The 17,958-nt window shown below is 64.5% G+C and carries 14 protein-coding genes; 6 read left to right on the top strand and 8 right to left on the bottom strand.

Translation table 11 applies throughout. The annotated features are described in order from the left end of the window. Positions 1 to 1,344: an ABC1 kinase family protein gene (locus M0639_RS10945; RefSeq protein ID WP_197486201.1), complete on the top strand. Its 1,344-nt coding sequence runs from the start codon at positions 1 to 3 to the stop codon at positions 1,342 to 1,344. 26 nt (positions 1,345 to 1,370) lie between these two features. Here M0639_RS10945 and M0639_RS10940 read toward each other — a convergent pair whose 3' ends face one another. Then, complete coding sequence (locus M0639_RS10940; RefSeq protein ID WP_003942321.1) at positions 1,371 to 1,694, bottom strand: WhiB family transcriptional regulator; 324 nt, start codon at positions 1,692 to 1,694, stop codon at positions 1,371 to 1,373. 513 nt (positions 1,695 to 2,207) lie between these two features. Next, complete coding sequence (locus tag M0639_RS10935) at positions 2,208 to 4,346, bottom strand: ATP-dependent DNA helicase UvrD2 (RefSeq protein ID WP_003942300.1); 2,139 nt, start codon at positions 4,344 to 4,346, stop codon at positions 2,208 to 2,210. 103 nt (positions 4,347 to 4,449) lie between these two features. Between M0639_RS10935 and M0639_RS10930 the strand changes: the two genes are divergently transcribed. Further along, complete coding sequence (locus M0639_RS10930; protein WP_003942350.1) at positions 4,450 to 4,707, top strand: mycoredoxin; 258 nt, start codon at positions 4,450 to 4,452, stop codon at positions 4,705 to 4,707. A gap of 14 nt (positions 4,708 to 4,721) precedes the next feature. On the opposite strand, the gene nudC is transcribed toward M0639_RS10930, so the two are convergent. Further along, entirely contained in the window at positions 4,722 to 5,621 is a 900-nt protein-coding gene (gene nudC, locus M0639_RS10925; protein ID WP_007731249.1) for an NAD(+) diphosphatase, read from the bottom strand. A gap of 38 nt (positions 5,622 to 5,659) precedes the next feature. Beyond that, complete coding sequence (locus M0639_RS10920) at positions 5,660 to 6,727, bottom strand: potassium channel family protein (protein WP_003942296.1); 1,068 nt, start codon at positions 6,725 to 6,727, stop codon at positions 5,660 to 5,662. A 156-nt stretch (positions 6,728 to 6,883) separates the two neighbouring features. On the opposite strand from M0639_RS10920, the gene M0639_RS10915 reads away from it, so the two are divergent. Further along, positions 6,884 to 7,285, top strand: a complete 402-nt coding sequence (locus M0639_RS10915; RefSeq protein WP_003942341.1) for a DoxX family protein — start codon at positions 6,884 to 6,886, stop codon at positions 7,283 to 7,285. Here the strand turns inward: M0639_RS10915 and M0639_RS10910 are convergent. Continuing rightward, positions 7,282 to 10,674, bottom strand: coding sequence for an ATP-dependent helicase (locus tag M0639_RS10910; protein WP_064074951.1), 3,393 nt, complete (start codon positions 10,672 to 10,674; stop codon positions 7,282 to 7,284). The two genes, M0639_RS10915 and M0639_RS10910, sit on opposite strands and share 4 nt — an antisense overlap. Continuing rightward, on the bottom strand, positions 10,675 to 14,037 hold the full coding sequence (locus tag M0639_RS10905; RefSeq protein WP_064074950.1) for an ATP-dependent helicase: 3,363 nt from the start codon (positions 14,035 to 14,037) through the stop codon (positions 10,675 to 10,677). A 52-nt stretch (positions 14,038 to 14,089) separates the two neighbouring features. Here M0639_RS10905 and M0639_RS10900 point away from each other — a divergent pair, with 52 nt between their 5' ends. The 3 genes from M0639_RS10900 to M0639_RS10890 are packed head-to-tail and all read left to right on the top strand — an operon-like array spanning position 14,090 to position 16,981. Continuing rightward, positions 14,090 to 14,878 (top strand): alpha/beta hydrolase, encoded by a 789-nt coding sequence (locus tag M0639_RS10900; RefSeq protein WP_064074949.1) that lies wholly within the window; start codon positions 14,090 to 14,092, stop codon positions 14,876 to 14,878. A 10-nt stretch (positions 14,879 to 14,888) separates the two neighbouring features. Then, on the top strand, positions 14,889 to 15,185 hold the full coding sequence (locus M0639_RS10895; RefSeq protein WP_003942322.1) for an MGMT family protein: 297 nt from the start codon (positions 14,889 to 14,891) through the stop codon (positions 15,183 to 15,185). 50 nt (positions 15,186 to 15,235) lie between these two features. Then, a complete protein-coding gene (locus tag M0639_RS10890; RefSeq protein ID WP_064074962.1) occupies positions 15,236 to 16,981 on the top strand; it encodes an NTP transferase domain-containing protein in 1,746 nt (581 codons plus the stop codon). A 5-nt stretch (positions 16,982 to 16,986) separates the two neighbouring features. Here M0639_RS10890 and M0639_RS10885 read toward each other — a convergent pair whose 3' ends face one another. Then, the gene (locus M0639_RS10885; protein WP_007731243.1) at positions 16,987 to 17,331 is read right to left on the bottom strand and encodes a hypothetical protein; all 345 of its coding nucleotides are present in this window, start codon (positions 17,329 to 17,331) and stop codon (positions 16,987 to 16,989) included. Continuing rightward, complete coding sequence (locus M0639_RS10880; RefSeq protein WP_054782230.1) at positions 17,328 to 17,906, bottom strand: hypothetical protein; 579 nt, start codon at positions 17,904 to 17,906, stop codon at positions 17,328 to 17,330. Before M0639_RS10880 ends, M0639_RS10885 begins: the two co-directional genes overlap by 4 nt. Positions 17,907 to 17,958: the final 52 nt, after the last annotated feature.

The raw sequence follows: 17,958 nt of genomic DNA, 5'->3' as shown, positions 1-17,958 counted from the left end.
GTGGTGTCCGAGATCCCACGCAAGAGTTCTGCCCGTACTGCCAAACTCGCGAGCATCCCCCTGGGGATGGCCGGTCGCGCCGCCATGGGCTTCGGACGCAAGCTCGCCGGCGGCGACAAAGGCGAGATCGACGCGCAGTTGAGCGCGAAGGCCGCCGAGCAATTGTTCGCGGTGCTGGGCGAACTCAAGGGTGGCGCGATGAAGCTGGGCCAAGCGCTCAGCGTCATGGAGGCGGCAATTCCGGAGGAATTCGCCGAGCCGTACCGCGAGTCGCTGAACAAGCTTCAGGCCGCTGCCCCACCGCTGCCGACCAAGCAAGTACACAAGATGCTCGACCAGCAACTCGGAACCAAGTGGCGCGACCGATTCCAGTCGTTCGACGACGAACCGACCGCGTCGGCAAGCATCGGGCAGGTTCACCGAGCCGTCTGGGCGGACGGCCGCGACGTAGCCGTGAAAGTTCAGTACCCCGGCGCCGACGAAGCTCTACGCGCCGATCTCAAGACCCTGGGCAGATTTGCCGGTCTCTTCGGTTCGGTCATGCCCGGTGTCGACGTACGGCCCGTGATCGAGGAGTTCACCGCGCGCACGGAGGAAGAACTCGACTATCGGATCGAGGCGAACAATCAGCGAGCTTTTGCCAAAGAGTTCGACGGAGATCCCCAATTCGTGATCCCGCACGTCGTGGCGAGCGCGCCGAAAGTGGTCGTGACCGAATGGATGACGGCAACCCCGTTGACCAGAATCATCGAGAGTGGAACGCCGGAGCAGCGCAATGCGGCCGGTGCACTACTCGCCGAATTCCACTTCGCGTCTCCGGCCCGTGTCGGATTGCTCCACTGTGACCCGCACCCCGGCAATTTCATGCTTCTCGAGGACGGCCGACTCGGCGTCATCGACTTCGGTGCTGCTGCGCCGTTCCCGAACGGACTGCCACGGGTTCTCGGCACGATGGTGCGCTTGGCTGTCGAGGAACAATTCGACGAGTTGACGGAGTTGTTGCGCGCCAACGGTTTCGTGATCCCCGGACGCACGGTGACCGACAAGGAGATCGCGGATTACCTGCGACCCTTCACCGACCCGATCCAGACCGAGTCATTTCACTTCACTCGGGCATGGCTGCAAAAGGCCGCCGGAACCGCCGCTGACTTCAACAGTGCGCAGTTCCGAACGGCCCGTGCACTCAACCTTCCGGCCGAGTATTTGATGATCTTCCGTGTTCTTCTCGGTTCGGTCGGCATATGCGCCCAGTTGGACGCATATGCCCCGTACATGGAAATCCTGACTCGTTGGTTGCCAGGGTTTGCGGAGCCGGTTCTGGATGACACCGGCTCCGCCGAATAAGACACCGGCTCCGCCGAATAGGGCTCTCACGCGCACACAAGTTGCTTGCGTGGGCGCCCTCTCGGTCTCTTGCGCGCTATGACGGCCCCCTGATCGAGGATCTCGCCGCCCCACACCCCCCATGGCTCGGCGCGGTCGAGAGCCGCACTGAGACAACGGGAACGGATGGGGCACTGCGCGCACAGTGCCTTGGCCTGCTCGAGTTCGGCCGGAGCTTCGGCGAACCAGAGATCGGGGTTGGATGCCCGGCACGGCAAGTCGCGGCGGGTGGACGCGACCTCGATGAACGTGACTGCAGCCGAAGTGACGTCGGTGGAAGTTACTGCAGTGGTGGAGTTTTCGGATTCCACGCGGATTGTCTGGGCAGACAACTCGGTCTCCTAGTGCTCGGATGCGAAACTGTGTCGCACGATATGGGTTCGATGGGTGCGAACCTGAGCCGAGTCGGAAACCAGATGAAGAGGGCTATCCAACACAAAGGCCACGGTCCGCAGGGGCTGCGGGTCCGTGGCCGTAAGTGAACGGATGTGTCCTACCGAGAAATACCTCGATGGCTTAAGAACACGGACTCGACAGCTGCTTTCTTTGCTGCTGCTTGAGGGCGCAGGCGGAGCGCATGCTGCGCCCATCCCGCTGCACGCGGCAGCATGGGGGCGGCAACAGCGAACTTTGCGCTTGCGCACGCTTCGTAAGAGATCAAGTTCGTCATTTTTTTGCCACCTCCATTTCGTGTCGGTCCGGATAGTTTCTGCGCACAGGTTGCCCCGTAACACTGAAAACCAGAGTAGAGAATCTGCCGAATCTGCACAACCTATTTTTGACCTGCGGTTATGTAACTCACCGTTGTCGATTCGGATGTGTTGTCAGATATCGAGTGTTGCCGCTCGCAGTTCACCGCGAATGACAGCTAGTACGTCTTCCCCGAAGTTGTCGAGTTTCTTCGGCCCGATTCCAGGGATCGAAACCAGTCCACGATTATCTTGTGGTCGTTGTTCGGCAATAGCCATCAGTGTGTTGTCACTGAAGACGACATAGGCCGGAACTTTGAGTTCTCTGGACTTGTCCAGACGCCAGGCCTTGAGGTGCTCGAGCAATTCCAGGTCGACATTGGACGGGCATTTTTCGCAGCGCCCGAGCATGGTCGCCGACGTCCCGATCAACGGTTTGCCGCATACGCGGCAGCGCGGACGCTTCTTGTTCCCCGACGACGGCGCGGCGACGCGCGAAGCCGGCGAGTCCTCGGGGATGAGCCCGTTGAGGAACCTCGACCGGCGACGGGACTTGCGTCCACCCTCATTGCGGGCCAATGCCCACGACAGCTGCAGATGCTCGCGAGCGCGAGTAACCCCCACGTACAGAAGCCGACGCTCCTCCTCCACCGCGACGTCGTCGGCGCCCGAATTGGCGTCGCCGAGAACGTGCTGGATCGGCAGGGTGCCGTCGTTGAGGCCGACCAGGAACACCGCATCCCATTCGAGCCCCTTGGCCGCGTGGAGGGAGGCCAGCGTCACACCTTGCACGGTCGGTGGGTGCCGCGCCTCGGCTCGGGCCGTGAGCTCCTGTAGAAGCCCGGTGAGCGTCAGTTCAGGTTCGTGGACAAGTTGTTCTTCGGTGAGCGCCACGAGAGCCGAGAGCGAAGCCCAGCGCTCGCGTGCCTGAGTACCCGAAGGCTCTTCGTTGGTCAGGCCGAGCGGCGCGAGCACAGCGCGGACGAGTGAGACCAGTGCTTCGCCGTTGTCTGCACCTTCGGGGAGGTCGTCGCGTCCAGCAGCCTGACGCAGCGCTGCCACCGCCTGACGTACCTCGGTGCGAGTGAAGAAGCCCTCTCCACCGCGCACCTGGAACGGAATGCCCAGCTTCGTCAGGGCCTGCTCGTGCGCCTCCGACTGAGCATTGATCCGGTACAGAACAGCGATCTCGGCCGCAGGGGTGCCTGCCGCGATCAGCCGTTTGATCGCCCGCGCAACGCCGAGTGCTTCGGCCGGCTCGTCGTCGAACTCCATGAACTCCGGCTCAGGCCCCGGCGCGCGCTGCCCGATCAGCTGCAGACGCGTCCCGGCGATCCGCCCGCGCGCGGCACCGATCACGCGGTTCGCCAACGACACGACCTCAGGGGTGGAGCGGTAATCCCGTTCGAGCCGAACGACGGTCGCTTCGGGGAATTTCCGGGAGAAGTCCAACAGATAGTTGGGGGTGGCTCCGGTGAAGGAGTAGATGGTCTGATTCGCATCGCCCACCACGGTCAGATCGTCTCGGTCGCCCAGCCAGGCGTCGAGCACACGCTGCTGCAGTGGGGTGACGTCCTGATACTCGTCCACGACGAAGCAGCGATACCGCTCGCGGAACTCGTCGGCGACTGTCGAATGCTCTTCGAGAGCTGCCGCCGTGTGCAGTAGGAGATCGTCGAAATCAAGCAGCATGCCGTCCTGGCCGCGTGCTTTCAGCTCTTCGTATGCGGCATACACCTGGGCCACCTTGGTGGCATCGACCGGTGCCTCACGGCGAATCTTGGCGATCGCGCGTGGGTAATCCTCCGGCGCGATCAGCGACGCCTTCGACCACTCGATTTCACTGGCGAGGTCGCGGACGCTTTCCGTGCTGGTGGACAATCCCACCCGGGCTGCGGCACTGCTGACAACCGCGAACTTTCGGTCCAGCAGACGCCACGGCGTGTCGCCGACAACCTGCGGCCAGAAGTACTTCAGTTGACGGAGAGCAGCAGCGTGAAAAGTTCGAGCCTGCACCTGCGGCCCACTCCCGCCGACGCCCAGCTCACGGAGACGTCCACGCATTTCCCCGGCCGCACGAGCGGTGAACGTCACGGCAAGCACCTGACCGGCCGACACGTGACCGTCGGCAACCAGATGAGCGATCCGGCGCGTGATGGTGCGGGTTTTGCCTGTTCCAGCGCCCGCGAGGACACATACCGGGCCGCGTGGCGCGAGCACGGCGGCCGATTGTTCTGGATCCAGTCCGGTGTCCGCAGGCATGGGGACCATCATGGCAGGACGTTCCGACACTCCATTCGCCGCGCCCGACGGTATGTGGGCAAGAGAACACGGGCCGATACGGAACAACGCTCTCGGTCGTGGTGTTATATCGGCCGTGACTTCTACCGAAAATGCGCCTGCCCTGACCATCTACTCGACCACGTGGTGCGGCTACTGCCGTCGCCTCAAGACGCAGCTCAACGCGTCGGGGATCGAGTACACCGAGATCGACATCGAGAACGATCCGGCAGCAGCCGATTTCGTCGGCAGCGTCAACGGTGGCAATCACGTCGTTCCGACCGTGAAGTACGGCGACGGCAGCGTTGCGACCAACCCGTCGCTCAACCAGGTCAAGCAGGCTCTGGGTCTGTAGACCTTCTCCGGCTGCTACTTGACCCAGCTCTCGAGCATTCCGCGAGCGATGGAGATCGACCCGGGCAGCAACAGTGGCGCGTCCGCTTCCGAACCCCAGTCGCCGAGTTCGAGAGCGGCGCGCACCTCGTCCTTCGTGAACCAGGTGCCCTCGGCGATCTCGCCGTCCGCGAACAGCAGCGGAGCGGCGGGGTCGCCGATTGCGGCGAAGCCCAACATCACCGAGCGAGGGAACGGCCAAGGCTGGCTCCCGAGGTATCGAACGCTGTGCACGTCGATACCGACTTCTTCCTTGATCTCGCGGACAACACACGTTTCGAGTGACTCCCCGGCCTCGACGAATCCCGCGAGAATCGAGAAACGGCGCTGCGGCCAGGTCGGCTGACGCGCGAGTAGAACTCGATCGCCGCCGTCGTGCACCAGGCAGATGACCGCCGGATCCGTTCGGGGAAACTCCTCGTGGCCGGTGGACGTGGAAATGCGTGACCAGCCGGACATCGTGGGTTCACTCGGTGCGCCGTCGATAGCGCTGAATCCGGCACTGTCGTGCCAGTTGAGAATCGCGACGGCACCGGTCAACAAACCGGCGTCCGCGTCGTCGAGTGTTCCGCCGAGCATCCGCAATTCAGACAAAGTGCCCGCCAGCAGCGACACCCGCACCGCCCAGACGTGGCGATTCTCCCGAATTCCCAGGAAGACCGCGCCGCGCACCGGTTCGGGCCCCAACTCGGTTGCCTCGGCGAAGACCAATTGACCTTCCGGCGACACCTTGACCTGACCCCGTGAATTCACACGGAGGAGCAGTGCGTCCGCCCAACCCGTCGTCAGTGCAGCGGCGTCCGACCGCAATTCCTCGGCGCGGCCGACGCTCGAGCGTGAGAGCAGAGGTGTTTCGGTCAGCTGGAAGTCGTTCACGCTCACGACATTACTGCGCGCACGAAGCTCGGTAACACTCAGTTCGTGACGCGGCGAATGTAGAGCAGTCGATCGTTCTCTTCGACGGCGTCCACCTCGGGCGAACCGACGCGAACCAGACGGCCGTCGCGAACGACCCCGAGCACGATGTCGGAGAGATGACGCGGAGAGCCGCCGACCTCGTCGCGCTCGACGGCACGCTCGGCAATCGCGAATCCGGCCTCCGGAGTCAGCAGGTCTTCGATCATCTCCACGACGGTCGGCGTCGTGGTCGCGATGCCGAGGAGTCGACCCGCCGTCTCCGAGGACACGACGACGGAGTCTGCGCCGGACTGACGCAGAAGATGCGCGTTGTCGGCTTCACGGATGGCTGCGGCGATCTTGGCTTTCGGCGCGATTTCGCGGGCTGTCAGCGTCACGAGCACTGCGGTGTCGTCACGGTTGGTTGCCACGATGATCGACGACGCATTCTGCGCACCTGCCAACCGAAGTACGTCCGATTTCGTCGCCGAACCGAATACCGTCACCAGGCCTTTGCTCGCCGCCGAATCGAGGACGGTCTGATCGGTGTCCACGACCACGATCTCCGACGCCGGTACACCGTCACCGAGCATTGCTTCGATTGCCGTCCGCCCCTTGGTCCCGTATCCGACGACGACGGTGTGATTACGCACGTGCTGCCTCCAACGCTGAATTTTGAACGCCTGACGCGAACTCTCGGTCAGAGCTGAAAGTGTGGTTCCGACCAACACGATCAAGAAGAAGATCCGAAGTGGCGTGATCAACAGGACGTTGACCAGGCGCGCCGACGGCGTGAACGGAGTGATATCGCCGTAGCCGGTGGTCGAGAGCGAAACCGTCGCATAGTAAATGCAGTCGAGCAGCGACAGCTCGTTGTCCTGTGCGTCCCGGTATCCCGCGCGATCGATGTACACGATCAACACGGCGGCGCCGAGAGCACCCAACGCGATGAGAACTCGCTTGTAGATGGCCCGCGCCGGACTTGTCTGTAGCTGGGGAATGCGCAGCACCCCGACAAGGGCGAAGTCAGGCTGATCGGTCAATGCTTCCGACCTGGTCAAACGCGCCCGGAGCTTACCGGCCATACATCGACTCTCTCACTCGAACTTACGAAATACCTACACGGACATCGGCAGGCAGCGTAACCCTCGAAGATCGACTTCGGAACTCGGGCGCCGAATAGCGCGCGGGTCGTGGCGCCGGTAGTGGCAAGAAGGTCCACCGTGAGGCAGGCTGGGCAAATGCCTTTCACCGGTTCGACGTCCACTCCCAGCCAAGCGGCCGCTCTTCGTTTGTCGGCCCTCCTTCTCGGCGCCGGCACCATGCATTTCGTGGCGCCTTCCTTCTTCGACAGCACCGTTCCCCGCCAGCTTCCCGGACAGGCCCGCACCTACACCCAGGTGTCCGGCGTCGCGGAACTGGCGATCGGCGCTGCCTTGGCCGTGCCGAAGACCCGCAAGCTCGGCGCGGGCCTTGCCGCCGCGCTCTTTGTCGCCGTGTTCCCCGCCAACATCCAGATGGCGATCGACTGGTGCCGAAGCCCGAAGACGTCCACACCGCAGAAGATCGGTTCGATCGCACGTCTTCCCCTGCAGGTTCCGCTGGTGACCGAAGCACTCAAGGCTCGTCGAAACGCAAGCTAATCTTGCGCGCCTGCCGTTCGGATGAGGCGAGCGAGAGCCTCACCGTCCGGCAGGTTCTCGGGTGCGATGGTGCGACCCGATCGAACGTAGTGAAACGCCGCCCGCACCTTGTCGGCCGGAAACTGTTCGTTGCGCCCCGCCGAACGGGCTCTGGCCGACATCAATTCGGCCCAGGCCACCCGATACGCGGCCAACTGCATCACAACAGCGTCCTCGTTAGCGGCCGACGGTTCGGCACCGGTCTTCCAGTCGATCACCGTCCATCCGCCGTCGGGATCGGCGAACACAGCGTCGATCCGACCGCGGAGAACCGTTCCGGCAATGGATGTTTCGAAAGGAACTTCCACTTCGATCGGGCTGCGATTGGCCCACGGGGACCGCAGGAACGCATCCTGAAGTTTCACCAGATCGGTCTCGGGACCCGCGCCGGTATCCGCGGCGCCGGGTAGTTCGTCGAGATCCAACAGTCGGGTCGCACCGAACCTTCGCTCGATCCAGGCGTGAAAAGCCGTGCCGCGCCGCGCGAGCGGGTTCGGTGGGTACGGCAGTGGTCTACGCAGCCGTGCCGCGAGTTCATCCGGATCTGCCTTGAGGTCGACGAGCTGAGTCACCGAAAGCTGCGCCGGGAGAATCACTTCGGCACGCGCGTTTGCCCGGGCTTCGCGCTCGGCCAGTAGAACGTCGACGTCCGAGGCCCAGTTCTCCGGATCGTCCTCCGGTTCTTCCGTCTCTTCGCTGTCTTGCGGCAGCGATGCAAGTGCGGACAGGACGCTCGCGGCTCCGGCCTCGACCGCGCCGCGACGCGCACCCAGCGGGTCGGGCGGCCACTGCGCAGTACGGGGTGTGGAGGCCAACGGGTTCTCGGTGTCGGGTTCCGGTGCAGGCGCCCATTCCTCCACGACGCCGATCGCACCGCGTGAGTCTTCTTCATCGGCATCGTTTTCGGCCGTGACCATCTGATGCAGCTCGTCCAGGAACTCCGAAGGCCCCTTCGGTTCCGAACCGGATTCCGCCCAGTGATGCGCCGAGATGAACAGCGCCCGTTCGGTTCTGGTCAGCGCGACGTAGAACAGTCGCCGGTCCTCGTCCAGTCGACGGTTGGACAAGGCCTTCTTGTGCGCCGTGATCGCGTTCTCGAGGTCCTTGCGGTTGTACAGCTCCTCGAGGTCGAGCACCGGAACTCCGTCGGCCGAATCCGCGTCGACGGCCCGGTCACCACGCAACGACGGTGGCAGTTCGGCGAGCGCCCCGAGCCACGATCCGGACGCGGTGGACGAGGGGAACACCCCGTCGCTGACATGCGGGATCGCCACTACTTCCCATTCGAGCCCCTTCGCCGAGTGCACGGTCAAGATCTGCACGCGATCCGGCGCCACCTCCACTTCGCCCGGAGTGAGGCCCTTTTCGATCTGTTCGGCGGCCGCGAAGAATGCGAGCATCCCGGGCAGATTGGCTGTTGGACGCGTCGCGTAATTGGCGACGACGTCGGCAAATGCGTCGAGATGCTCGCGGCCCGCGGTCCCGACGACACCGACTCGGGTTCGCGCGCCTGCCTCGATTCCGATACCGAGCACCCGCTCGACCTCCGCCACCAGTTCGGTGAGCGGCTGGCCGATACGTTCGCGCAACGACGCCAACTCTGCCGCTATCGCGTTGATGCGTGTGTACCCGAGAGCTGAATAACGTTCTGCCGGTCCTGGATCGGAGATCGAATCGACCAATCCTGCTTGCTCGGCGTTCTCCCCCGGCAGCGCGTCCTGAACTGCCGAGGTGAGCGCCTCGGCGTCGGTGACCGCACCCGCTGTTCCGTATCCGGCGGAGATGGCAAGTTCGCGGGAGCGTTGCGAGAGTGCGGCGAGGTCCTTCGCGCCGATCTGCCATCTCGCTCCGGTGAGCAGCCGAACGGCGGCGCTGCCCGCCAGCGGATCGGCGACCACTCGGAGCATGGCGATCACGTCCGCCACCTCGGGTGTGTGCAGGAGCCCACCGAGTCCGACCACTTCGACTGGCAGACCTTTGGACCGCAAAGCCTCGGCCAGCGGGGCAGCATCGGCGTTGCGGCGGATCAACACCGCTGCCGTGGGCGTCGGGCGGTCTTCGGCACGTGCCGCCTCGTATTCTTCGGCGATCTTCTCCGCAACCCACTGACGTTCCTGTTCGACGTCTCCGAGCAGCGCCAGTCGAACGTCTCCGGCGACGGCTCCCGGCCGCGCACGAAGTGTGCTGACGGCCACACCGCGTCGGCGCAACGGTGTCGACGACAGGTTTGCCAGTTCGAGAGCCTCCGGCGGGTTACGCCAACTGGTGAGCAGTTCGAGCGTCGGAGCCGGCTTTCCGTTGGCAAGCGGGAAGTCGGTTGCAAACCGTGGCAGGTTGGCCGCCGACGCGCCTCGCCAACCGTAGATCGACTGCATCGGATCGCCGACGGCTGTCAGCGCCAACCGGCCGTCGGCTCCCCCACCGTACAACGAGGACAACAACACTCGCTGAGCGTGACCGGTGTCCTGGTACTCGTCGAGAAGAACTACCCGAAAGCGCTCACGCTCGGTTTGCCCGACCTCGGGATGTTCGGAGGCGACACGGGCCGACAGCGACATCTGGCTGCCGAAATCCAATGCGCCTTCACGTCGCAGCGTCTCACCCAGCCGGGCAACGAGGGGCAGTAGCTCGATGCGTTTGTGTTGCACATCAAGGTAATTCAACAGCTCTTTGCTCGGCCCACCCCGCTGTTTCGGACCGGCGGGCAGAGTGTGAATCAGCTTGTCCAACTCGGTGTGAGCCTCGAGCAACTGCTCGGGGTCGACCAGGTGCTCCGCCAACTGACCGGCAAGGGCCAGAACGGTTTCGGTGATGGACCCCGGATTCTTGTCGGTGTCCAGATCACTGTCCCAGCCGCTCACGACGCGGTGCGCAACCTGCCACAGTTCGGTCTCGGACAACAGCGTCGCCGAGGGTTCGATCGGCAACAGCAGTCCGTGCTCGGACAGCAACCGTCCCGCGTAAGCATGGTAGGTACTGACTTCGGGTTCCCCGGCCAGAATCCGGGAACGCACTCCGCCGGTCGGGTCGAGTGCCCGCAGAACGTCCGAACCCGCCAGTCGCGCCAAGCGCTTGCGGATTCGCGACGTGAGCTGTTGTGCCGCTTTGCGCGTGAAGGTCAATCCGAGAACGGCCTCGGGATCGACGAAGCCGTTGGCCACCAGCCACACGACGCGTGCAGCCATCGTCTCGGTCTTACCGGCACCGGCACCGGCGACGACCAATGTCGGACCGAGCGGTGCGGCGATGACAGCCGCCTGTTCCGGCGTCGGCGGGTGTTGACCGAGCGCGACCGCCAGGTCGACAGGATCGATCTTCGGTCGGCGTGCCTTCTGCGTCGCGGCAGCCACTTAGTTACTCACCTGTCGTCCCTCGTCGTGTGCCGGGCAACTCGAGCGCACCGGGCAATGTCTACATCCGTCGTTGACCCTGGCCAGATACTGCGGCCCTTGGGTCGCTGCCGCTGCGTTGTGGATGACGTCTCGCCACATCTCGACGGCTTCGGCCGTCAGCGGCGGCTGAACTCGCTGCGCCGCACCGTCTTTCTTGTTGGACTTGGCCACGAATACCAGGCGTGCACCGCCGGGTTGTGTGGCCGGTTCGCCGGCAATCGCACCTTCGGCCGCTGCGACCTGGTACGCCGCCAACTGCGCGTGAGATTGCGCGGCCTCGTTGCTGACAGGGTTTCGCGCAGTCTTGACGTCGACAACCACCGGACGGCCTTCGGTGTCGCGCTCGAGCCGGTCGATCCGGCCACGAAGCTTGACCGCAGGCGCTCCCTCCTCACGTGGTTCGAGGACCCCCTCGACCGCGACCTCGACGCCGACTTCGGTCAGTTCACCGCGAGTTGCGTTCATCCAGGCGGTGAACGTCGCCAGCATCTCCCGAGTTCGATTGAGTTCGCGGCGCGAGTACCACTGCGATCCCAGATCGATGGATTCCCAGGCATTTTCGAGTGCCTTCTCGACCTGATCCGGTGGAATCCGGCCGGCCAATGCCTGCACCAAGGTATGGACCAGCGTACCGGCGATCGCATGAGTGTTGTCTCCGTCGCTGCCGCCATGACGCTCGAACACCCATCGGAGAGGGCATGTTTCGAGAAGCTCGATGGTGGACGGCGATAGTGAAACCGGTCCGTCCTCGGGCTGCCACATGGGAGCAGCGGTACTCGGCTCGGCTGTGCCGTACCACTGATCCGGGTGCGCGCCGCGTACCCCGGCAGCAGCCAGACGTGCCAACTGGCGAGCGGCCCGGGAATGCTTCTCGGGGTCGAAATGCGCGATGTCGGGATCACACACGACGCTGCGAAGCTGTGCGACCAGTGCAGGCAGCGACAGAACCCGGGTATCCCCGGTCTCGGGTGCAACGACGTCGAGATCGGAGGACGGATCGTCCGAGTACGCGTCACCACGGATCAGTTCGTCCACGAACCGCGAAGGCACCAAGTCGGTGTCCCCCGAAGCCGATTCGACTGCGGTGATCAGCAGACGGCGACGAGCACGGCTACAGGCAACCAGGAACAACCTGCGTTCTTCGGCCAGAAGCGGTGCGGTTCGCGAGAGTCGTTCGGCAGCCGAGTCACTGCCGTCGGAGACTCCGTTGACCAGGTCGATCAGCGCTTCGGTACGCAGTAGCGATCCGCGTGCCCGCAAACTCGGCCAGAGTCCCTCCTGCACACCCGCCACCGCCACGACCGCCCATTCGCGACCCGCCGCGGCGTGAGCGCTGACCACGGTGACGGCGTCGGGAGTGATGACCGATCGGCTCCGCGAGTCGGTCGGTATCTCCTGGCTGGTCAAGTAGTCGACGAAACCGGCGAGTTGCGAACGCGGCAACCGGTCGACGTAGTTGGCGGCCGCGTCGAAAAGTGCGACGACTGCGTCGAGGTCTCGATCGGCCTGTGAGCCGATAGGTCCGCCGCGCGCCGACGCAGCCGCCCAGCGTCGTTCCAGCCCCGTCGCCTGCCATGCTGCCCACAGAACTTCTTCGACCCCGAGACCTCGCTCGAGAGGCACTCGGGCCTTGCGAAGGACCGACAGCACGCGATTGAGTGCCGCAGCTTCGACGTCTGTCAACTTGCCCATGAGGCGCTTGGACTGCGCACGATCCTCGTCGATCAGAATGAGCCGCAACAACTCCGAGGAGTCCCGATCGCTTCCCGATGCCAACTCGACCCGGCGCAGGCCACGACGCAACCGGCGCAGGGTGACCGGCTCGGCGCCGCCGATGGGACCGGCCATCAGGGCAAGCGCCTCGTCGCCGGTGAACTGATCGCCGCCGAGCGCCCGAAGGACCAGCAGCAGGCCGGACACTCCGTGTTGCCTGGCCAGCGGCAATTCGGTGGCAGCGGTCGTGACGGGTACCCCGGCCGCGAGCAGGGCTCGCCGGAGAGGGGCGAGAGTGCGCGGGACCGACCGAACGATGACGGCCATGTCGGACCAAGCAATCCCGTCCAGCAGATGCGCCCGGCGCAAGGTATCTGCGACGACTGCCGCTTCTTTGGCCGTCGTACCGAGAACCCGCACCGACGCCCGCCCCGGGTCCTCATCGGCGAGATCGGATGGAACCGCGATGCGATGAGCGAGGTTGCCGGGCAGCCGCGCAGCGATCTTCGCCGCGATCGACGCGACGTCGGCGTTGTTGCGAAACGTGGTGGGCAGGACGATCTGGCGCTCGTCTCCGCGCTCGGCGAGTCCGAGTAGGAACGCCGAATCCGCACCGCGGAACCCGAAGACCGACTGATCGGGATCACCGGCGATGACCGTGCCCGCAGTTGCGGTTCCGATCAGCCGAACCAGTTGCGCCGCCTGCGGATCCAGATGTTGTGCGTCGTCGACGAGTAGGTGCCGGATCCGAGCGCGCTCGGAGCGAAGCAATTCGGGATCGGTGGCGAACGCGGTCAATGCCGCACCGATCAACTCGGCCGCGTCGAGCGCCGGCGCCGTCGCCTCCGGAGCCTCGACACCGACACTGCCGCGCAGCAGCACGCCTTGCTCGTAGGCCTCGGCGAACCGCCCGGCCGCCACCCACTCCGGACGTCCACGCTTCTTGCCGAGCTTGACCAGATCTTCGGGGCCGAGTCCGCGCTCGTTCGCTCGCAACATCAGATCTCGAAGTTCGACGGCAAAGCCGTTCAAACCCAATGCGGGTCGCAGGCGCTCCGGCCACCGGAGCGCACCGTCTTCTATGTCGCCGCGCAACATCTCTCGGAGCACCGAGTCCTGCTCGGCGCCGGTGATCAGGCGTGGCGGCGCGTTGCCGTGCGCTGCGGCTTGAAGCCGGAGTACGGCAAAGGCGTACGAGTGAACGGTGCGGACCAACGGCTCACGAGTTGCCTGCGGTCCGCGTTCTTGTTCGTACCCGAGCAACCCGGCCGTGATCTGCTCGCGGACCTGCGTCGCTGCCCGGCGCGACTGGGTGAGCACCAGGACCGATTCAGGATCTTCGCCACCGGAGATCTTCTGCACTGCCAGATCCACCAGAAGGGACGTCTTGCCGGTTCCGGGGCTGCCGAGTACCTGCCAGGGACTCCAGGCGGCCCCCGAGCCGAATGAAACAGGGCCGAACGCGAGTTGGAACGGATCCTCGGACGGCGGCGCGAACAGCCGGGCCGTCCCTTCGTCCCACGTTCGGGGTATCGGAGACGGCGCAGTTCGGTGCACCAACCGCGCCCGCGGAATGGTGACCTTGCTGCGTGTTGCCGTCTCACTCACCCAGGCATTCCACCAGAGCGCACCGACAACTCACACATCGCCTGCATCCGGCATGATTGACCTCGTGTCTGCACTCCATACGTATCTCTACGGACCCGTCGGGGCACCGGAGATCCTTTCGCTGCACGGTCTGACCGGTCACGGCCGACGTTGGCAGTCGATGGCCGAGAACCAACTGCCCGAAGCGCGCTGGATCTCGCCGGATCTACGCGGTCACGGGCGTTCCACCTGGGCTCCTCCGTGGAACATCGAATCCCACGTGGCGAGCCTGCTGGAGACGCTCGACGAACATGCCACCGGACCGGTGGTGATCGTCGCGCATTCTTTCGGCGGAATGCTGGCGCTGCACCTCGCGGCCACCGCACCGGAACGCATTCGTGGGCTCGTCCTGCTCGACCCGGCGATCGGGTTGGATCCGACTTTCATGCAGGAAGTGGCCGAACTCACAATCGGCTCACCGGATTACACCGATGCGGCAGAGGCATACTCCGAGAAGATTCACGGCTCGTGGGGTGAGGTTCCCACCCAGGACCTCGACGTCGAGATGGCTGAACACCTGATCGAACTGGGCAACGGACGCGTCAACTGGCGCCTGTCCACGCCCGCGATCGTGACCGGGTGGGGCGAACTCGCTCGCCCGATCGTGCTGCCTCCGTCGTCGATGCCCACCGTGCTGGTTCAGGCGATGAAGGTCCAACCGCCGTACGTCACCGCCGAGCTCCGGGCAGCACTCACCGAGCACCTCGGTGAAAATCTGACCGGTGTCGAATTCGACTGTGACCACATGGTCCCGCACGTACGGGCCGACGAAGTCGCCGCCCTCGTTCGCAGCATGCTCTGAAGGAACCGACATGGCAGCCACCACCGAAGAGCAGATCGAAGAGGTACGGCGCCTCATCGCGTCGATTCCGGCCGGTTTCGTGGCGACATACGGCGATATCGCTGATGCTGCAGGACTTTCCAGCGCTCGCACGGTCGGTTGGATCATGCGAACGGACTCTGCCGACCTGCCGTGGCATCGGGTTCTCGGCGCCTCCGGCAAACCGTCGGCGCACCTGGCTCATCGTCAGATCGCCAAGCTCGAACTCGAAGGCGTGCCGATCAAGGACGGTCGGATCGACCTGAAGAAAGCTCGGTATCACTTCTGATTCACGTGTCACCGGTCGTCGTGACGCGGGCGATGGGGCAGCATGGAGGTATGACCGTCACGCCGCCGACCGCCGCCCTCATTCTGGCGGGTGGTCGCGGGACCCGAATGGGTGGTGTCGACAAACCCGGCCTGCTCGTTCACGGCCGCAGGCTCCTCGACATCGCGCTTTCAGCGACGGCGCATCTGGACGCCGTCGTCGTGGTCGGTCCACATCGCCCTGAACTTGATCCTGGCATCACTCAAACTCAGGAAACTCCGGCCGGAGCCGGCCCTGTCGAGGCGATCTGGGCCGGATTGTCTGCGACCCGGTTACCCGACGACGCCGTGGTGGTGGTCCTGGCGTCCGATCTGCCGCACATCGAGGCCGTATCAGTCGACGCTTTGATAGCTGCCACGTCGACGGACAGTCCGGTGACGTGTGCCGTGGACGAGAACAACCGAACCCAATTCCTGCTCTCCGCGTGGACATTTCGCGAGCTCCGGCAACGCCTGTCCACATTGCGGGAGAGTTCGGGGTTGGAGAATCAACCTATGAAAGCGATTGTCACCGAGCCGTTCTCGACGCTGCGTGTCACTGGTACCACTGACTGCGACACACCGGCGGACATCGACCGCGCGCGAAACCATCCGCGCCTGACGATCGAGCAAGCCCGCGCCGCCGTCAGGAACTCACTGACAGCATTGTCACCACACTGGGCCGCCCTCGCCGACAGTCTCGGAGCAACGCTCGCGCAGCCTCTCGTCGCCCTGGGTGATCTTCCTCGATCCGATGTCTCGGCGATGGACGGGTACGCCGTCTCCGGCGAGGGTCCCTGGCGAATCCGCACCGAGATCCGTATCGCGGGCGCCGACGGGCAACTCGAACTCGGTGAAGGCGAAGCGATTCGCATTGCCACGGGAGCACACCTGCCCCTCGGCGTCACCTCGGTGATTCGTGACGAGTATCTGTCCGTCGACGAGCCATCTCGGATGGTACGGAGACTGCCGGATGCGCCGCACCGCAACGACGCTCGACCACGAGGGGAAGATTGGACCACCGGATTCACGATCGCCCCGACTGGTACCGCGGTGACTCCGGCGGTGGTCTCCGCAGCTGCCAGCGGTGAAGTGTTCGACGCCCTCGTCCGTGGTCCGGTACGGGCACGCGTGATAGTCACCGGCGACGAGATCCGGCGGACCGGTCCACTGCGTGAAGGTCAGACCCGCGACTCCGTCGGTGGGATTCTCCCCTACCTACTGGAAAGCAACGGCCTACGGTGCGTGGCGGATTCGCACCTGAGGGACACGGCCGACAGTTTCGAGCGTGTACTGGCGGATGCGACTGAACAGGACCTGCTTGTTGTCATTGGTGCCACGGGCGGCGGCGCTGCCGACGAAATGCGCAGTGCGCTCGATCGACTCGGCGCTCGCACGATTGTCGGGCGAGTCGCCTCGCGCCCGGGCGGATCTCAGATAACGGCTGTCCTGCCCAGTGGTCGGGTGGTTCTCGGCCTCCCCGGCAACCCGTACGCCGCAGTGACCACCCTGTTGACGATGCTGCCCACCGTCGTGGCCGCCTTGACGGGAAGCGACACCCCACCGCCACTGCTCGGCATCATCGAGAACGCCGCTGCGGTGACTTCCGATGCGGTACGCCTACTGCCGGTCACACAATCCGCCGACGGTCGCTGGCGCGCCGAACCGTCTGTACGTACCGCACACCTGGCGGGGTTGATCGGGCGCTCCGCGTTTGCACTCGTTCCGCCACACGCGGAAGACGATGCCGTCGCCGAAGTGGTTGTCCTCCCACGCTGATCGGGTCAGTCGTTTGGGCGCCTACGCCGGTTGACCCCGACCACGCCGACCACTATCGCAAGCACCAGCGAATACACGCCCCACAGCACCAAGAACGGCAGCAGCCACCCGGCATCAACGGTCTGACCGCGCGGTCCGACGCAATACAGCGTGAAATTGGTGGACGTACCGTCGCCGTCGGAAAAGGTATCCGAGACGACCATCGCGCTCGATGTGGGAGCTTCACAGAAAATCGGCGCCAAATGAGCGACCTGTCCTGGCCAGATCACCGAAGACAGTAGTGCAGCAAAGATTCCCACGACCACGATCACCACTACGGAGATCAGCAACGGAGCGATACGGCGGCTCACAGCGGGTGCACCAGGAAGGGAGTTCCGTCAGGCTCGAAGACCACCAGCGCCCGCGAGCGTGGAGATTCCACCATCACGGATGCGCGAATCGCCTCGGTGCGACTGACCGAGATCCCGGTGACTTCGCCGTCGTCGACACCGCTGTTCTCCAGCGCGTCGTCGACCAACTTCTCGAGGTTCGTCAATGCCGGCACTTGATCCAGCGTGAACGATCGTGCATCGAGATCGTCGGTGACACTGACTTGCACGGGGATGGGCTCGCCGAGAATGACTCCGTCGAAAGAGAATCTGTCGAGCTGGGTCGGCTTCCCGGGGTCTCGAACGGTGACTCCGAGCGTCTCGATCGGGCTGATGTCGATGCTGGTCACCGATACCGCGTCGACGCCGTATCTATGTGCGAGGCTGTCGAACCCGCCTCGCACCAACTCCGACGTCATCCCACCGCCACGTTCGCGCATCTGATTGTCGAAATCCATCCGATCAACGGCACCGATACATCCGCTCAGACTCGTGGCCGCCAAAGCGATGGCTACCGTCCACAGCGCCGACCGCACCTGCGAGGACGCGAATTTCATGAGCGGAGCGTACCGCGAGTGTCCGGTTCCATCACGGTGGACTGCGCGTCGC

The organism is Rhodococcus qingshengii JCM 15477 (assembly GCF_023221595.1).
GTDB lineage: Bacteria > Actinomycetota > Actinomycetes > Mycobacteriales > Mycobacteriaceae > Rhodococcus_F > Rhodococcus_F qingshengii.
The sequence above is the reverse complement of the archived record's forward strand: the minus strand, read 5'-3'. Positions and strand labels throughout refer to the sequence as shown.

What these genes read in the sequence shown, in the direction of transcription:
- M0639_RS10935 (WP_003942300.1), bottom strand. Translation starts at nt 4,346, where the DNA reads ATGATGGTCCCCATGCCTGCGGACACCGGACTGGATCCAGAACAATCG.
- M0639_RS10920 (WP_003942296.1), bottom strand. Translation starts at nt 6,727, where the DNA reads ATGGCCGGTAAGCTCCGGGCGCGTTTGACCAGGTCGGAAGCATTGACC.
- M0639_RS10915 (WP_003942341.1), top strand. Translation starts at nt 6,884, where the DNA reads ATGCCTTTCACCGGTTCGACGTCCACTCCCAGCCAAGCGGCCGCTCTT.
- M0639_RS10900 (WP_064074949.1), top strand. Translation starts at nt 14,090, where the DNA reads ATGATTGACCTCGTGTCTGCACTCCATACGTATCTCTACGGACCCGTC.
- M0639_RS10895 (WP_003942322.1), top strand. Translation starts at nt 14,889, where the DNA reads ATGGCAGCCACCACCGAAGAGCAGATCGAAGAGGTACGGCGCCTCATC.
- M0639_RS10890 (WP_064074962.1), top strand. Translation starts at nt 15,236, where the DNA reads ATGACCGTCACGCCGCCGACCGCCGCCCTCATTCTGGCGGGTGGTCGC.
- M0639_RS10880 (WP_054782230.1), bottom strand. Translation starts at nt 17,906, where the DNA reads ATGAAATTCGCGTCCTCGCAGGTGCGGTCGGCGCTGTGGACGGTAGCC.